Annotated in this window: 13 protein-coding genes; all 13 read left to right on the forward strand. The window is 64.1% G+C overall.

Annotated elements, in window-relative coordinates; genetic code table 11:
* The 13 genes from ACO77H_RS14540 to ACO77H_RS14600 all read left to right on the forward strand — a co-directional run bounded on the left by ACO77H_RS14540 (position 1) and on the right by ACO77H_RS14600 (position 16,811).
* A complete protein-coding gene (locus ACO77H_RS14540) occupies positions 1-432 on the forward strand; it encodes a YqaA family protein (RefSeq protein WP_169951748.1) in 432 nt (143 codons plus the stop codon).
* Positions 433-529: 97 nt separating this feature from the next.
* Positions 530-1,543: an alpha/beta fold hydrolase gene (locus ACO77H_RS14545; protein ID WP_169951750.1), complete on the forward strand. Its 1,014-nt coding sequence runs from the start codon at positions 530-532 to the stop codon at positions 1,541-1,543.
* Between the two features lie 24 nt (positions 1,544-1,567).
* Positions 1,568-2,521 (forward strand): D-2-hydroxyacid dehydrogenase family protein, encoded by a 954-nt coding sequence (locus ACO77H_RS14550; protein ID WP_432754147.1) that lies wholly within the window; start codon positions 1,568-1,570, stop codon positions 2,519-2,521.
* A 558-nt stretch (positions 2,522-3,079) separates the two neighbouring features.
* Positions 3,080-4,639 (forward strand): glycogen synthase GlgA, encoded by a 1,560-nt coding sequence (glgA, locus tag ACO77H_RS14555; protein ID WP_432754148.1) that lies wholly within the window; start codon positions 3,080-3,082, stop codon positions 4,637-4,639.
* A 14-nt stretch (positions 4,640-4,653) separates the two neighbouring features.
* Positions 4,654-6,411: a malto-oligosyltrehalose trehalohydrolase gene (gene treZ, locus ACO77H_RS14560; protein WP_432754149.1), complete on the forward strand. Its 1,758-nt coding sequence runs from the start codon at positions 4,654-4,656 to the stop codon at positions 6,409-6,411.
* Positions 6,408-8,492 carry a 4-alpha-glucanotransferase gene (malQ, locus tag ACO77H_RS14565; protein WP_169951760.1) on the forward strand — a complete coding sequence of 695 codons (2,085 nt, stop codon included), beginning with the start codon at positions 6,408-6,410 and terminating at the stop codon, positions 8,490-8,492. Before treZ ends, malQ begins: the two co-directional genes overlap by 4 nt.
* On the forward strand, positions 8,489-11,242 hold the full coding sequence (locus ACO77H_RS14570) for a malto-oligosyltrehalose synthase (RefSeq protein ID WP_432754150.1): 2,754 nt from the start codon (positions 8,489-8,491) through the stop codon (positions 11,240-11,242). Before malQ ends, ACO77H_RS14570 begins: the two co-directional genes overlap by 4 nt.
* A gap of 23 nt (positions 11,243-11,265) precedes the next feature.
* A complete protein-coding gene (locus tag ACO77H_RS14575; protein WP_169951764.1) occupies positions 11,266-11,496 on the forward strand; it encodes a DUF2934 domain-containing protein in 231 nt (76 codons plus the stop codon).
* Between the two features lie 163 nt (positions 11,497-11,659).
* A complete protein-coding gene (gene glgX / locus ACO77H_RS14580) occupies positions 11,660-13,801 on the forward strand; it encodes a glycogen debranching protein GlgX (protein ID WP_172311438.1) in 2,142 nt (713 codons plus the stop codon).
* 1 nt (position 13,802) lies between these two features.
* Positions 13,803-14,804 carry an acyl-CoA dehydrogenase family protein gene (locus tag ACO77H_RS14585; protein WP_432754151.1) on the forward strand — a complete coding sequence of 334 codons (1,002 nt, stop codon included), beginning with the start codon at positions 13,803-13,805 and terminating at the stop codon, positions 14,802-14,804.
* On the forward strand, positions 14,801-15,559 hold the full coding sequence (locus ACO77H_RS14590; protein WP_432755757.1) for a PIG-L deacetylase family protein: 759 nt from the start codon (positions 14,801-14,803) through the stop codon (positions 15,557-15,559). The genes ACO77H_RS14585 and ACO77H_RS14590 overlap by 4 nt, the downstream gene beginning before the upstream one ends.
* Complete coding sequence (locus ACO77H_RS14595; RefSeq protein WP_170041378.1) at positions 15,556-16,155, forward strand: SAM-dependent methyltransferase; 600 nt, start codon at positions 15,556-15,558, stop codon at positions 16,153-16,155. Before ACO77H_RS14590 ends, ACO77H_RS14595 begins: the two co-directional genes overlap by 4 nt.
* Entirely contained in the window at positions 16,152-16,811 is a 660-nt protein-coding gene (locus tag ACO77H_RS14600; RefSeq protein WP_169951772.1) for a glycosyltransferase, read from the forward strand. The genes ACO77H_RS14595 and ACO77H_RS14600 overlap by 4 nt, the downstream gene beginning before the upstream one ends.
* The last annotated feature ends 135 nt before the right edge of the window (positions 16,812-16,946 follow it).

A 16,946-nucleotide genomic window follows, 5' to 3' on the forward strand; every position in this document is an offset into this window, starting at 1 on the left:
ATGCTCGCGGGGTATGCCGGGCTGTTTTTCAGCGCCTTTGGCGCGGCTACGCTGTTACCACTGCAATCGGAAGCGGTACTGGTCGCGCTGCTGCTCAACGGCAACTACGCGGTGTGGTTGCTGCTCGGGATCGCGACCCTGGGCAACGTCCTGGGTTCGCTGGTCAACTGGCTGCTGGGCCGCTCGGTCGAGCTATTCAAGGATCGACGCTGGTTCCCACTAAGCGCCGCGCAGTTGGAAAAGTCCCGCGGCCATTATCGCCGCTGGGGGCATTGGTCACTGCTGCTCAGTTGGGTGCCGATCATCGGCGACCCGCTGACCCTGGTGGCCGGGGTGATGAAGGAGCCGCTGTGGCGTTTTGTGCTGATCGTCAGCCTGGCCAAGGCGGCCCGGTATGCGGTGGTGGCAATGCTTACGTTGCATTGGATGTAAGCAATGTGCGTTGCTGCACTGGGCCTGCGGCGGCGGGTTAATCCCCGCTTAATCCCCCCGCCACAGCATCCGGGAGCATCGTCCCTGGAGCTTTCCCATGCCGCTGACACGTTCGTTTCTCCTTGCCGGCCTGCTGGCCACCTGCGCCCTCCCTGCCTTGGCAGCCACGCAAAACCCAAGCTACGGCCCGCAGTTGCAAGGTTTCCAATACCCCTACCCGGTCGAACATTTCGATTTCCAGTCCCAGGGCCAAGCAGTGCAAATGGGCTATATGGACGTGCCGGCCAAAGGCCCCGCCAATGGCCGCAGCGTGGTGTTGATGCATGGCAAGAACTTCTGCGGCGCGACCTGGGAGGCGTCGATCAAGGCCCTGAGCGAGGCCGGCTACCGGGTGATCGCACCGGACCAGATCGGCTTCTGCACCTCCACCAAGCCTGAGCACTACCAGTACAGCTTCCAGCAGTTGGCAATTAACACCCATCAACTCCTGCAAAAACTCGGCATTCCCAAGGCGACCCTGGTCGGCCATTCCACCGGTGGCATGCTGGCTACCCGCTATGCCCTGCTTTACCCCACACAGACCGAGCAACTGGCGCTGGTCAACCCGATCGGCCTGGAAGACTGGAAAGCGTTGGGCGTGCCCTATCGCAGCGTCGACCAATGGTATGAGCGCGAACTGAAACTGAGCGCCGACGGCGTGCGCGAGTACGAGCGCAAGACCTACTACGACGGGCGCTGGAAGCCTGAATACGAGCGTTGGGTGGACATGCTCGTCGGCCTGAACCAGGGCCCGGGCCATAAGCGGGTGGCGTGGAATTCGGCGTTGATTTACGACATGATCTTCACCCAGCCGGTGTACTACGAGTTCAAGGACCTGCAGGTCCCGACCCTGCTACTGATCGGTACGTCCGATATCACCGCCATCGGCAGTGATAGCGCGCCGCCCGAGGTCAAGGCCAAGATCGGCCGGTACAACGAATTGGGCAAGCAAGTGGCCAAGCTCATTCCCCACTCGACCCTGGTGGAGTTCCCGGGCCTGGGCCACGCACCACAAATGGAAGAACCCGCGCGCTTCCACCAGGCGCTGCTGCAAGGGCTCAAGGCGCTCTAATTCCCACTAAGCGAGGCACCGTGCATGTCAGTTCAGATCGCAGTCATTGATGATTGGCAAGATGTGGCCCGCGAGGTGGTGGACTGGTCCGCCCTGGAGGCGATCGGCCAAGTGCATTTCCTTCACGATTACCCTGCCGACACCGCCACCTTGATCGCACGCTTGCAGGGTTTTGCGGTGATTTGCGTGATGCGCGAGCGCACAGTGTTTGACCAGGCGCTGCTGCAAGGGCTGCCGGGGCTCAAGTTGCTGGTCACCGGCGGCATGCGCAATGCCGCCATCGACCTTGGCGCCGCCAAGGCCCTGGGTATCCAGGTGTGGGGCACCGACAGCTACAAACACGCGGCACCGGAGCTGACCTGGGCCCTGATCATGGCCTCCACCCGCAATCTGCTGGCCGAAGCGAGCTCCTTGCGTGCCGGCCAGTGGCAGCAAGGGCTGGGCGGTGATCTGCATGGCCAGACCCTGGGTATCCTCGGGCTGGGCAGTATCGGCCAGCGTGTCGCGCAGTTTGGCCAGGTGTTTGGCATGCGCGTGATCGCCTGGAGTGAAAACCTCACTGCGCAACGCGCCGCCGCTGTAGGCGTGACCTGGGTCAGCAAGCGCGAACTGTTCGAACAGGCCGACGTGCTGTCGATTCACCTGGTACTCAGCGAGCGCAGCCGCGGCATGGTGGATGCCCAGGCCCTGGGCTGGATGAAACCCGGCGCGCGCCTGGTGAACACGGCGCGCGGGCCGATCGTCGATGAGGCGGCCCTGATCGAGGCGCTGCGCGATGGGCGGCTGGCGGGCGCGGCACTGGATGTGTTCGAGCAGGAGCCCTTGCCGGTCGACCACCCGTTTCGCCATCTGCCCAACGTGTTGGCCACCCCCCATGTGGGTTATGTCAGCGCGCACAACTACCGGCAGTTCTATGGGCAGATGATCGAGGATATCCAGGCGTGGGCCAGTGGGCGGGTCTTGCGCAGCCTGACATGATAAATAGCTTCATATATATCAATCAAGATATTGATTTATATGGATATTAGCTCTTAACAAATCACTTTAAGTAGCATCCCGCACCACTATCGAGCAGCCCAACCCCGATGCCCCATCAAGAGGCGATCCCCCCCGTAGGAGCCGGCTTGCCGGCGATGAAGCCCTCAGCAGCGACGCACTCCCCAAGGTCGCCATCACCGGCAAGCCGGCTCCTGCAAGGGAGGCGCCTGCCTGAAAAATAAAATTGTCCTACAAAATTATCCTACAAGCCTTGCAGGCTCTGGGCTGTGTCCTAGACTGATGACCGATGGGTCACGATCAGAATAAAAGCCCCCGCAATAAATCGAAACTTTCCAACTCTGCCGTAGGTCAGGTTTAAGGTAGGACGCACGCTACCGGCGCCAGCCGGACGTCCGCCCATCCAATCTTTTTATCAGTTCGGTGCAATTGGCATAAGCCTTGCCAGTCTGTGCAGTGCTAGTGCGCGTGACCGCAGGACGCGGTTGACTTTCGCTGAGGGCGCCAGGCTCTCGGCTGACCAACACATGGGAGAGAACAATGATCAGTGCCGCTTCGGGAATTCAGGGACAGCGTTTCAGTCAGCCGGTCGATGGGCCAACCGCCTTGGTTGACCTGCCCGGCGCAGTGCGGCCGGTCTCGTCTCAAAACCCCAATCGCAAGAAAGTGCTGTTTGTGACTTCGGAGCTGGCCGACCTGGTGAAAACCGGTGGCCTGGGCGATGTGTCCGCTGCCCTGCCCCGTGCCATGGCCCACCTGCACGATGTGCGGGTGCTGATTCCGGGCTACCGCCAGGTGCTGGACAGCGACAACCCGATCCACATCATCGGCGAGTTGGGCGGGCATGCCGCGCTGCCGCCGTGCAAGATCGGGCGCATGGACCTCAAGGACGGCCTGGTCATCTATGTACTGATCTGCCCCGAACTGTACGAGCGTGAAGGCACGCCCTATGGCGCCAACAATGGTCGCGACTGGCCCGACAACCACATCCGCTTCGCCCGCCTGGGCCTGGCCGCCGCCGATATTGCCGCCAACCTTGCGCAAATCCATTGGTGCCCGGACCTGGTGCACGCCCATGACTGGCCAGCCGGCCTGGCCCCGGCGTACATGCACTGGCGTGGGTCACGCACCCCTACGCTGTTTACCATCCATAACCTGGCCTACCAGGGTGTGGTCAGCCTGGCCTCGTGCCCGGAACTGGGGATTCCCGAACATGCCTTGCAACAAGAAGGCATGGAATTCTACGGCAAGATGTCGTTTCTCAAGGCCGGCATGGCGTATTCCAGTCACATCACCACGGTCAGCGCCACCTATGCCCGGGAAATCACCACGCCCGAGTTCGGCTGCGGCCTGGATGGCTTTCTCGCCAGCAAGACCCAGCAAGGCCTGCTCAGTGGTATCCCCAACGGCATCGATGAAAGCTGGGAATCGTCCACCGACCCGCACCTGGATCACCCATTCAATATCGGCGACTGGCAAGGCAAGGCGGTCAACGCCAGCCATGTGCGCAAGCTGTTTGGCCTGGACGAGTCCACCGGCCCCCTGTTTGCCGTGGTCTCGCGCCTGGTGTACCAGAAAGGCCTGGACCTGACCGAAGCCGTCGCCGGGTTTATCGTGGAAAGCGGCGGGCAAATTGCCATTATCGGCCGTGGAGAGCCGGAAGAAGAACAGGCCATGCGCGCCCTGGCCCTGCGATTCCCCGGCCGCATCGGTGTACGCATCGGCTTCAACGAAACCGACGCGCGCCGCATGTTTGCCGGCAGCGACTTCTTGTTGATGCCCTCGCGCTACGAGCCCTGCGGCTTGAGCCAGATGTACGCCCAGCGGTTCGGCTCGCTGCCGGTGGCGCGCAATACCGGTGGCCTGGCAGACACTATTGAAGACGGCGTGACCGGCTTTCTGTTCGACGAATCCACCGTACAAAGCTACGAAGCCGCCCTCGCCCGTGCCTTCAAGGTGTTTGCCTTCCCAGGCCTGCTCAACGCCATGCGCTGCCGGGCCATGGCCGCGCCGTTCAACTGGTGCCAGGCGGTGGAACCCTATGCCGAACTTTACGAGCAACTGGTAGCGAAAGCGCTGGGAAAATCAGGGAAAGTATAAAGAGGTCAGGATAGATGCCGTTACGGACTCTGGAAACATGGCCCCACGGCGCGATCATGCAGGATGCGCAACACACCCGCTTCGCCCTATGGGCACCTGACGCGTTTTATGTCAGCGTCGAGCTGCACGAGGGTCAGTCGGTGCCCATGCTGCCCCAGGCAGAGGGCTGGTTTGTCGCCTACGTGCGCTGTGGGGCTGGCACCCGCTACCACTACAACATCGATGGCGAGCTGGATGTGCCGGACCCGGCCTCGCGCCTCCAATACGCAGGTGTGCAGGGTGACAGCGTGGTGGTCGACCCCCTGGCCTACCCCTGGCGCCACGGCGCCTGGCAAGGCCGGCCCTGGCATGAAGCGGTGATCTACGAGCTGCATGTGGGGATACTCGGGGGCTACGCCGCGGTGGAGCAGCACTTGCCGCGCCTGGCGGAACTGGGCGTCACCGCCATCGAACTGATGCCCTTGGCGCAGTATCCCGGCGAGCGCAATTGGGGTTACGACGGGGTACTGCCCTATGCACCGCAAGCGTCCCTGGGCACGCCGGAGCAGTTGAAACAGCTGATCGACAGTGCCCACGAGCATGGCCTGGCGGTGATCCTCGATGTGGTCTACAACCACTTCGGCCCCGACGGCAATTACCTGGGCCAGTACGCCAAGGGCTTTTTCCACGAAGACACCCACACCCCCTGGGGCGCCGGGATCGACTTTGGCCGCCGCGAAGTGCGCGACTTCTTTATCGACAACGCCCTGATGTGGCTCCTCGAATACCGCTTCGATGGCCTGCGCCTGGATGCGGTGCATGCCATCAACGACCCCTCGTTCCTAAAAGAGCTGGCCCAACGGGTGCGTGAGCAGGTGGACCCGGCGCGCCATGTGTGGCTGGTCCTGGAAAACGAATTCAATCAGGCCAGCCTGTTGCAGCAAGGCTTCGATGCGCAATGGAACGATGACGGGCATAACGCCTTGCATGTGCTGTTGACCGGCGAGACCGACGCCTACTACGCCGATTTTGCCGACGACCCCACCGCCAAGCTGGCCCGCTGCCTGGGCGAAGGGTTTATCTACCAAGGCCAGACCACGCGCCACGGTACCCGACGCGGCGAGCCCAGCGGGCATTTGCCCCCCAGTGCCTTTGTGCTGTTTTTGCAGAATCACGACCAGATCGGCAACCGTGCGCTCGGCGAGCGCCTGCACCAGTTATGTTCGCCCCAGGCGTTGCAGGCAGCGACCGTGCTGCTATTGATGTCACCGATGATCCCGCTGTTGTTCATGGGGGATGAAGTCAACGCCGAGCAGCCCTTCCTGTTCTTTACCGACCATCACGGCGAGCTGGCCAAGGCGGTGCGCGAAGGCCGGCGCAACGAATTTGCTGATTTTGCCGCCTTCAGTGATCCCCAGCGCCGCGCGCAGATTCCCGACCCCAACGCGCTACAGACTTTCGAACGCTGCATACCCCGGTTTACCCAGGCACCTGCTGCGCTATACCGGCAACTGCTGGGCCTGCGCCAGCAGCATATCGTGCCGCACCTGCCCGGCAGCACCGCCCTCGGCGCCCAGGTCCTGGGCCAGGGCGCGGTGTCTGCACGCTGGCGCCTGGGCAATGGCAGCGTATTGCAGATCGACCTCAACCTGGGGCCGGCCACCCTGCAGCCCCCGGCCGCTATCGGCCAACTGTTCAGCACCAGCAACGACCCCGCGTTACTCACGCCCTTCTCTGCCCGCGTCAGCTTGGCGCCGGGTGACACCTCATCATCTGTTGGAGAGCACTCTTGAGCGAAGCGCAATTGGAAATACTCGCCAGCCGTGCGGGCCTGGCGGTGGACTGGATCGACGCCAACGGCCGCCCGCAACATGTCAGCGCCGACGCGCTGCGTGCCGTGCTCCATGGCCTTGGCCACCCCGCCGACACCGACGCCGCCATCGCCGCCAGCCTGCAAGAGCTGGAGCGCGTGCAGCAGGATCGGCACCTGGCGCCGCTGTTGACCGTGGACGTGGGCGCAGGCCTGGACCTGGCCGCCTACTTCGCCCCGGGTACGCCGTGCCAGGCTCATCTGGAGGACGGCAGTACCCGGGACCTTGCGCTGGATGCCCAGGCCACCCTGCCTGGCGTGTTGCCCGTGGGCTATCACCGGGTGCAGATCGCCGATCAATCCTTCACCCTGGCCGTGGCCCCTGAACGTTGTTTCACTGTCGCCGAGGCGGTGGACAGCCAGCCTGCCCGCGCCTGGGGCCTGAGTGCCCAGTTGTATGCCCTGCGCCGCAGCGGCGACGGTGGGTTTGGCGACACCCAGGCCCTGGAACAACTGGCTCGCGCTGCCGCTGAGCGGGGTGTCGACGCCCTGGCGATCAGCCCGCTGCATGCCATGTTCAGTGCCGATACCGAGCGCTATAGCCCTTATTCGCCGTCCAGCCGCCTGTTTCTCAATAGCCTGTATGCGTCCCCCGGTTGCATCCTCGGCGAACGCGCCGTGCACAGCGCCATCGAGGCCACGGGACTGGCCGACGAGCTGCACGAACTGGAACAACAAAGCCTGATCGACTGGCCCGCCGCCGCCAAGGCCAAGCAACGCCTGCTGCGCGCCCTGTACGAGGACTTTCGCCAGGGCGAGCACCCGCAGCAGGCGGACTTTCTCAGTTTTCGCGAGGCCGGTGGCGAGGCCCTGGAAAACCACTGCCGCTTCGAAGCCTTGCAGGCCGCGCGCGCCGCCAACGGTGAAAGCCTCGACTGGCGCCAATGGCCCGAGGACTGGCGCGACCCCGCCAGCGCTGCGCTGGCGCAATTCGCCGCCGAACAGGGCGAAGCGATCGGTTTCTATGCCTTCAACCAATGGCTGATCGCCCGCTGCCTGGCGCGCGCCCAACAGGCCGCCCGCGGCAGTGGCATGGGCATCGGCCTGATTGCCGACCTGGCCGTGGGGGCCGATGGCGCCGGCAGCCAGGCCTGGAGCCGTCAGGATGAGTTGCTGGCCGACCTGACCGTGGGTGCGCCACCGGATATCCTCAACCGTGCCGGCCAGGGCTGGGGCATCTCCGCGTTTTCTCCTGAAGGCCTGAAGCGCAACGGCTTTCGCGCATTTATCGAAATGCTGCGGGCCAACTTCGCCCATGCCGGCGGCCTGCGGATCGACCATGTGATGGGCCTGCAACGGCTGTGGGTCATCCCCCGGGATGCTTCACCCAAACAAGGCGCGTACCTGTATTACCCGGTAGACGACCTGCTGCGCCTGCTGGCCTTGGAGTCCAGCCGCCACCAGGCGATTGTGCTGGGCGAAGACCTGGGCACGGTGCCCGAGGGCCTGCGGGAAAAACTCAGCGCCCGTGCCATGCTCGGCATGCGCGTGCTGTTGTTCGAGCAGGACCATGGCGGGCGCTTCACGCCGATCCTCGACTGGCCGGACAACGCCCTGGCCACCACCAGCACTCACGACCTGCCGACACTCAATGGTTGGTGGCACAGCCGCGATATCGACTGGAATGTGCAACTGGGGCTGATCGACGTGCCCACGGTGGAGCAATGGAGCGAGCACCGCCAGCGCGAGCGCGAGTCACTGCGCCAGGCCTTGGTGCAAGACCCGCAGAACTTTCGCGATGAGCTGCGCAACGAAACTGACCACATACTCGATGCCAGCGTGCGCTACCTCGGTCACACCCGTGCGCCCCTGGTACTGCTGCCTCTGGAGGATGCCCTGGGCGTCGAGGAACAGGCCAACCTGCCCGGCACCATCGACACCCACCCCAACTGGCGCCGACGCCTGCCGGGGGACGCCGCGCAGCTGCTCGACGATGAAAACGCCGCGCGCCGCCTGGAGTTGCTGGCGGTGGCGCGCAATCAGGCCCTGGAGCGTGACCGATGAGCGCCGTCTTGCTCCGGGCCACCCAACGCCTGCAATTTCACAAGGGTTTTACCCTGGATGATGCGGTGCCGCTGGTGCCGTATTTCGCCAGCCTGGGCATCAGCCACCTGTACGCTTCGCCCCTGCTCAAGGCCCGCGCCGGCTCGATGCATGGCTACGATGTGGTCGACCCGACCACCGTCAACCCGGAACTGGGCGGCGAACCCGCCTTGCGTCGCCTGGTAGCGGCCCTGCGCGCGCACGGCATGGGCCTGATTCTGGACATCGTGTCCAACCATATGGCCGTCGGCGGCAGCGACAACCCCTGGTGGCTGGACTTGCTGGAATGGGGGCGCCTGAGCCCCTACAGCGAATTCTTCGACATCCAGTGGCATTCACCGGACCCGCTGCTCAAGGGCCAACTGCTGATGCCCTTCCTTGGCAGCGACTACGGCGAAGCCTTGCAAAGTGGCAACCTGCCCCTGCGGTTTGACCCGGCCCAGGGCAGCTTTTTTGTCGAGCACTACGAACACCGCTTCCCGATCTGCCCCAGTGATTACGGCGATATCCTGCGCGCCCATGCCCCGCTCAAAGCGCTGGCCGACCGCTTCAGCGCCCTGGCCTATCAGGCCGATGCCTGGCCCCTGGCGGGCGAGCTTAAACAGCAACTGGCACAACAGGCCCGCGACCCACTGACCCTGGCAGCCATCGAGCACGCCCTGCAATGGTTTGACGGGCGCCAGCGCGAAGGTTTTTTGCGCCTGCATCAACTGCTGGAACAGCAAGCCTATCGCCTGGCCAGTTGGCGCACGGCGGCGGATGACATCAACTGGCGGCGCTTTTTCGACGTCAACGAGCTCGGTGGCCTGCGGGTGGAACGGACCACCGTATTCGAGGCCACCCACAGCAAGATTTTCCAGCTGATCAGCGAAGGCCTGGTGGATGGCCTGCGCATCGACCATATCGACGGCCTGGCCGATCCACGGGGCTACTGCCGCAAGTTGCGGCGGCGCGTGGATGGGTTGTCGCCGAGCCGGCACTTGCCGATTTTTGTCGAGAAGATCCTCGGCGCCGGCGAAACCCTGCGCGAAGACTGGCGGGTCGATGGCACCACCGGCTACGAGTTCATGAACCAGGTGTCGCTGATGCAGCACGATCCCCAGGGATTCGAGGCCTTGGCCCAGCTCTGGAGCGAGGCTACCGAGCGGCCTTCGGCGTTTATCGAGGAAGCCTGGCTGGCCCGGCAACAAATCCTCAACGGCTCCCTCGCCGGGGATTTTGAAAGCGTGGCCCAGGCCCTGCTGCAAGTGGCCCGCGCGGATGTGATGAGTCGCGACCTGACCCTGGGTGCAATCCGCCGCGCCTTGCAGGAACTGGTCGTGCATTTCCCGGTGTACCGCACCTATATCAGCGCAGGTGGCCGTAGCGCCGCGGACGAGCGCGTGTTCCAACAGGCCCTGGCCGGCGCCCGTGGGACCTTGAGCGAAGCTGACTGGCCGGTGCTCGACTACCTGCAACAGTGGCTCGGCGGGCAACCCTGGCGCGAGCGCCCGGTGGGGCAACCGCGCAAGATCCTCAAGCACGCCTGCGTGCGCTTCCAGCAACTGACCTCGCCGGCAGCCGCCAAGGCGGTGGAAGACACGGCCTTCTACCGCTCGGCAGTGTTGCTCTCACGCAATGACGTGGGCTTCAGTACCGAACAGTTCAGCGCGCCCCTGGCCGACTTCCATGCCGCCAACCAGCAGCGCCTGCACACCTTCCCCGATAACCTGCTGGCTACCGCCACCCACGATCACAAGCGCGGCGAAGACAGCCGCGCGCGCCTGGCGGTGCTCAGCGAGTGCGCACCGTGGTATGCCGAGCAGGTGCAGCAGTGGCGCCGGCTGGCGGCGCCCCTGCGCGACGATCCGGCCATCCCCTCGGCCGGCGATGAGCTGATCCTGTATCAGGTGCTGCTGGGCAGTTGGCCCCTGGACCTGGGCATTGAGAACACCGGCAACTATCAGCAGCGCCTCTGGCAGTGGCAACAAAAGGCCCTGCGCGAAGCCAAGCTGCACAGCAGTTGGAGCGCCCCCAACGATGTTTATGAGCAAGGTGTCGAAGCCTTCCTCAGCCGCTTGCTGCTCGACCCCGCCGGTCTGACCTTGCGCACGGCGATACACGCGGCAGCCGAGGCCATCGCCCCTGCCGGCGCGTTGAACGGGCTGGCGCAATCCTTGCTGCGCAACACCGTGCCAGGCGTGCCAGACCTGTACCAGGGCGACGAATTCTGGGACTTGAGCCTGGTGGACCCGGACAACCGCCGGGCGGTGGATTTCAGTGCCCGGCAACAGGCACTGGCGGCAACACCCGATGCCTTGCTTGAGCACTGGCGTGACGGCCACCTCAAGCAGGCGTTGATTGCCCAGGTCTTGAACCTGCGCAAGGCCCACCCGCTGCTGTTTGCCAGGGGGCGCTATGTACCGCTGCAAGTGCTGGGCCGGCACGCCCAACGGGTTGTCGCCTTCAGCCGTGAGTACCAGGGGCAATGGCTGTTGGTGGTGGTACCGCGCTGGACCCACGCCCTGCTTGAAAACAGCGCCCAGCCCCGGGTGGATGCGCAGGTTTGGGGCGATACCCGGATCACATTACCGTTCGACGCCACGCTGCGAAATTGGAAGGGACTTTTGCAAACAGGCGCAGTCACACCCAACAAGGAGCTACTGATCAGCGCTGCCCTGGGGGATCTCCCGGTGAATGTCTTTATCCATTCTGACGATCAAGAAAGCTGAAATTTTCTGTGAGGAGCATTGCGATGAGCACCGAAGACAAGCGCGTTCGTGAATTCGCGTATCAGATCTGGGAGTCCGAAGGTAAGCCCGAAGGCCAGGAAGCCCGCCATTGGGAAATGGCCCGCAAGTTGGCTGAAGCCGAGGCTCTGACGCCTAGTAAACCCAAGGCCGGCGCCAAGGCCAAGGCCAAGCCGCCAGCGGAAAAACCCGCCGCCGCGAAAAAGCCTCGAGCCCCACGCAAACCCGCCGGCTGACCCCACCTGTAGGAGCCGGCTTGCCGGCGATAGGTCTTCATCAAGCACCACCCGAGACGCTATCCCCGGCCACCCGGCTGCTACAAAAAATGCTCGATTATTGATCTGACCTGATGTCAGCACGGCCCCGTTCGGCCCGGAAAAACTTTGCAGGAGCAACACCATGAGCAAGACACCCGATACCGAGCCATCGCGGATTCGTGAAGGGCTGCCCTTCCCCCTTGGCGCGACCTGGGACGGTCTGGGGGTCAATTTCGCACTGTTCTCGGCCAACGCCACCAAGGTCGAGCTGTGCCTGTTCGACGATACCGGTGAAGTCGAACTGGAGCGTATCGAGCTGCCGGAGTACACCGACGAGACATTCCACGGCTACTTGCCCGACGCCCACCCGGGGCTGATTTATGGCTACCGCGTATACGGTGCCTACGACCCGGCCAATGGCCATCGCTTCAACCACCATAAATTGCTGATCGACCCCTATGCCAAGCAGCTGGTGGGCGAACTCAAGTGGTCCGAAGCGCTGTTTGGCTACACCATCGGCCACCCGGATGCCGACCTCAGTTTCGATGAACGCGACAGCGCGCCCTTCGTGCCCAAATGCAAAGTCATCGACCCGGCCCATACCTGGGGCAACGACCAGCCGGTACGCACGCCGTGGGACCGCACGATCATCTACGAAACCCATCTGCGCGGCATCAGCATGCGCCATCCGTCCGTCCCCGAGGCGGTGCGCGGCACCTGCGCCGGGTTGATGGTCGACGATGTGCTCAAGCACATCCGCCAACTGGGTGTGTCATCGGTGGAACTGCTGCCGATCCACGCCTTCGTCAATGACCAGCACCTGCTGCAAAAAGGCATGACCAACTACTGGGGCTACAACAGCATCGCCTTCTTTGCCCCCGACCCGCGCTACCTGGCCAGCGGCAAGATCGCCGAGTTCAAGGAAATGGTCGCGCACCTGCACGAAGCCAAGCTGGAGGTGATCCTCGATGTGGTCTACAACCACACCGCCGAAGGCAACGAGCAGGGCCCGACCCTGTCGATGCGCGGCATCGACAATGCCTCCTACTACCGGTTGATGCCCGATGACAAACGCTTCTATATCAACGATTCCGGCACCGGCAACACCCTGGACCTGAGCCACCCTTGCGTACTGCAAATGGTCACCGACTCCTTGCGCTACTGGGCCACGGAGATGCATGTGGATGGTTTCCGCTTTGACCTGGCGACCATTCTGGGGCGTTATCACGATGGTTTTGATGAGCGTCACAGCTTCCTTGTCGCCTGCCGCCAGGACCCGGTGCTGCGCCAGGTAAAAATGATCGCCGAGCCTTGGGATGTGGGCCCAGGCGGTTATCAGGTGGGCAACTTCCCGCCGGGCTGGGTGGAATGGAATGACCGTTTCCGCGACACCGTGCGCGCCTTCTGGAAAGGCGATGACGGCCAGTTGGCCGACTTTGCCGGGCGCATGACCGCTTCCGGCGAGATGTTCAACCAGCGCGGGCGCCGGCCCTACAGCTCGGTGAATTTCATCACCGCCCATGACGGTTTCACCCTGCACGACCTGGTGTCCTACAACGACAAGCACAACGAGGCCAACGACGAGAACAATCAGGACGGCAGCAATAACAACCTGTCGTGGAACCACGGCGTCGAAGGCCCGACCGAAGACCCCGAGATCAACGCGCTGCGCCTGCGCCAGATGCGCAACTTCTTCGCCACCCTGTTGCTGGCCCAGGGCACGCCAATGCTGGTGGCCGGGGATGAGTTCGCCCGCACCCAGCACGGCAACAACAATGCCTACTGCCAGGACAGCGAAATCGGCTGGGTCAACTGGGAGCTGGATGAAGATGGCAAATCCCTGCTCAAGTTCGTCAAGCGCCTGATCAAGCTGCGCCTGGCCTACCCTATCCTGCGGCGCGGGCGCTTCCTGGTGGGTGACTACAACGAAGACATCGGGGTCAAGGACGTGACCTGGCTGGCTCCCGACGGCAACGAAATGACCATCGAACAGTGGGAAGACAGCCAGGGCCGCTGCCTGGGCATGTTGATGGATGGGCGCGCCCAGGAAACCGGGATCCGCCGGCCCGGGTCCGACGCCACCTTGTTGCTGGTGGTGAATGCGCACCACGACCTGGTGAATTTCCGCTTGCCCCGGGTACCGGATGGCGGCTTCTGGACCTGCATGGTCGACACCAACCAACCGGCCGTACGCGGCCAGGAACGTTTCGATTTTGACCACGAATATGCGGTGACCGGACGCTCGTTGCTGCTATTTGAACTGCAACATGAGCAAGAGGTGTGAAATGGCTCTACACGGGTTTTTGCAACGCAATCCCCAGGGACTGGCCGACACCCAAGGCCTTGGCCAGACCCTGAGGGCCCTGGTGGATGCGGGCCTCGACCAATTGCCGCGCCCCGGTAGCGGGCAGACGCTGCTGCGCTTCAGCGAACTGGCCCAGGTGGCCGGCCACGACCTGAGCCTGTGCAAGCTGTTTGAAGGGCACACCGATGCACTGGCGATCATGGCCGAGCTCGACAGCCCGGCCCCACCTGCCGGTAGCACCTGGGGCATGTGGGCCGCCGAGCCGCCGACGGCACGGGTGCAGGTTCGGCGTGAGGGCTCGCAGTGGCTGCTGCATGGGCGCAAGGCCTGGTGCTCCGGGGCGGCGGTGGTCAGCCACGGGTTGTTGACTGCCTGGGATGAACAGGCGCGCCAGCAGTTGGTTGCAGTGTCGATGGACCAGCCGGGTGTCCAGGTCACCGGTGAAGGCTGGCAAGCCGTGGGCATGGGCGCGTGCGCCAGTGTCGAAGTGCGGTTCGAGAATGCCGTGGCGCTGGCCGTGGGCGAGCCAGGGGATTACCTGCAACGCCCAGGGTTCTGGCAAGGAGGGGTTGGCATCGCCGCCTGCTGGTACGGCGCGGCGCAGCGCTTGGCCGAGGCCCTGCGCGAACACTGTGACCGTCGTGCAGAACCCCATGCCCTGGCCCATCTGGGTGCGGTGGACATGGCCTTGTTCGCCGCCGCCACGGTGCTGCGCAGCGCTGCGCGGCAGATCGACGAGCAACCCCAGGCCAACGCCCAGTTGCTGGCGCGCCGGACGCGGGCAGTGATTGAAGCGGCGGCCAACGAAGTCATCCATCACGTCGGCAGGGCCATGGGAGCCGGGCCCTATTGCCAGGACCGGCACTTCGCGCAATTGATCGCAGACCTGCCGGTGTACTTGCGCCAAAGCCATGCCGAGCGGGACCTGGCAGCGCTCGGCGAGCATCTGTCGAGCGCAGCTGGCGGGACATGGCAACTATGAAAGCCAACCCGATTGTCGGCCAAGGCACGCCCCTGCGCGCCTGGCAAGGCTCTGCCCGTGTCGCCGGCCTGCCTCTGATCAGCGTGGCGCAACTGGTGCCTGAAGGTTGCCGCGCGGTGATCATCGCGCCCCATCCGGATGATGAAGTGCTGGGCTGCGGCGGTTTGTTACAAGGCTTGGCGGCGTTGGACCGCGAGTTGCTGCTGGTTTCAGTCACGGACGGTTGCGCCAGCCATCCGGGTTCAACCCGTTGGCCAAGGCAACGCCTGCGCGAGGTTCGTCCCCGTGAGTCGGCCGAGGCCCTGCAGCGCCTGGGTTGGCCGCAGCAACGCCTGAGCTGGTTGCGCGGCGGTTTTTCCGACAGCCAGGTGCAGGCGCGCGAACCTGCGCTGACGGCGTTTATCCAGCAGCACCTGCAACCCGAAGACGTGGTGTTCACCACCTGGCGCGAAGACGGCCATTGCGACCACGAAGCGGTTGGCCGCGCCAGCGCCCAGGCGGCCCGGGCAGTCGGCGCGCGCCTGATCGAGCTACCGGTGTGGACCTGGCACTGGGCAACCCCCGAGGACTCACGGGTACCCTGGCACCGCGCGCACAAGATTGCCCTGGCACCCGCGGCCGTGGCCCGCAAACGCCACGCCCTGCACGCGTTCACCAGCCAACTGGAAGGCGACCCGCAGGTCGACCTGCCGCCCGTCTTGCCGCCCCATGTGCTGGAGCGGCTGTTGCAACCTTTTGAAGTGGTGTTTCTATGAGTGTGGCCACGGCTTACTTCGACCAGCTGTTTGTCGACAACGACGACCCCTGGGCCTTTCGCCAGCGCTGGTACGAGCAGCGCAAGCGCGCCTTGACCCTGGCGCTGCTGACCCGGCCGCGCTACGCCTCGATTTTCGAACCCGGCTGCGCCAATGGCGAATTGAGCGCCGAACTGGCGACGCGCTGTGAGCGCCTGCTGTGCTGCGATACCGCTACGGCGGCGGTAGCCCTCGCGCAAGCGCGCCTGCAGGAGTTTGGCCACGCCCAGGTCGAGCGGCTGCGATTGCCTGCACAGTGGCCGCACGGCTCGTTCGAACTGATCGTCCTCAGCGAGTGGTGCTACTACCTTGATCATGACGATTTGTGCGTGCTGATCGATCAGGCCCTGGGCGCACTCAGCCCGGATGGCCAGGTCCTGGCCTGCCACTGGCGAGCGCCCATCGACGGTTGCCCGCAAACCGCCGAACAGGTCCACCAACTGCTGCACCAACGCCTGGGCATGTCGCGCGTGGCGCAGGTGGCTGACAGTGATTTCCTACTCGACCTGTGGTCTCGCGAAAGCGCCTCGGTCGCCCATCTTGAGGGGCTGCGATGATCGGCATTCTGATTCCGGTGCATAACGAAGAGGCGCTGCTGGCCGAGTGCCTGAAAGCCGCGATGATCGCCGCCAGCCATCCGGGACTGCTCGGTGAGCAGGTACAGATACTGGTGGTGCTCGACAGTTGTACCGATGGCAGCGCCGCCATTGCCGAGGCGTTCGGGGTACACAGCCTGAGCGTTGCGGCACGCAATGTCGGCCAGGTGCGTGGAATCGGTGCGCGGCATCTGTTGAACCAGGGCGCGCGCTGGATTTCCTGCACCGATGCCGACAGCCGCGTGGCGGGCGATTGGCTGGTGGCGCAACTGGCCCTGGGGGTGGATGCAGTCTGTGGCACCGTCACAGTCGATGCCTGGAGCGACGGTTTCGACGAGGCGGCGCAGATCCGCTACCACCAGGCCTATCAGGCCAGTGACGGGCACCGGCACATTCATGGGGCCAACCTCGGCGTCAGCGCCGGCGCCTACGTGCGCGCTGGCGGGTTTGAACCCCTGGCCTGCCATGAGGACGTGCAACTGGTGCGCCAACTGGAGCGTTGCGGCGCAACCATAGCCTGGAGCCATGCCCCACAAGTCATCACCAGTGCCCGCTTGGACTGCCGCGCACAGGGAGGCTTTGGCGACTATTTGAAAGGCTTGATGTTGCCATCTTGAAAAACTTACAACTTTGCCCGGCGAAATCCGGGTGATGAACAATACTCAAGCACGGCAATCTTAGGATTCGGAATGCCAGCGTGCCGCACCGGCCATGAGGCCGGCGCGACAAAAAGGAGAGTCGACCCGGCCACG

The organism is Pseudomonas sp. WMBT8 (assembly GCF_050916005.1).
In the GTDB taxonomy this organism is placed as follows: domain Bacteria; phylum Pseudomonadota; class Gammaproteobacteria; order Pseudomonadales; family Pseudomonadaceae; genus Aquipseudomonas.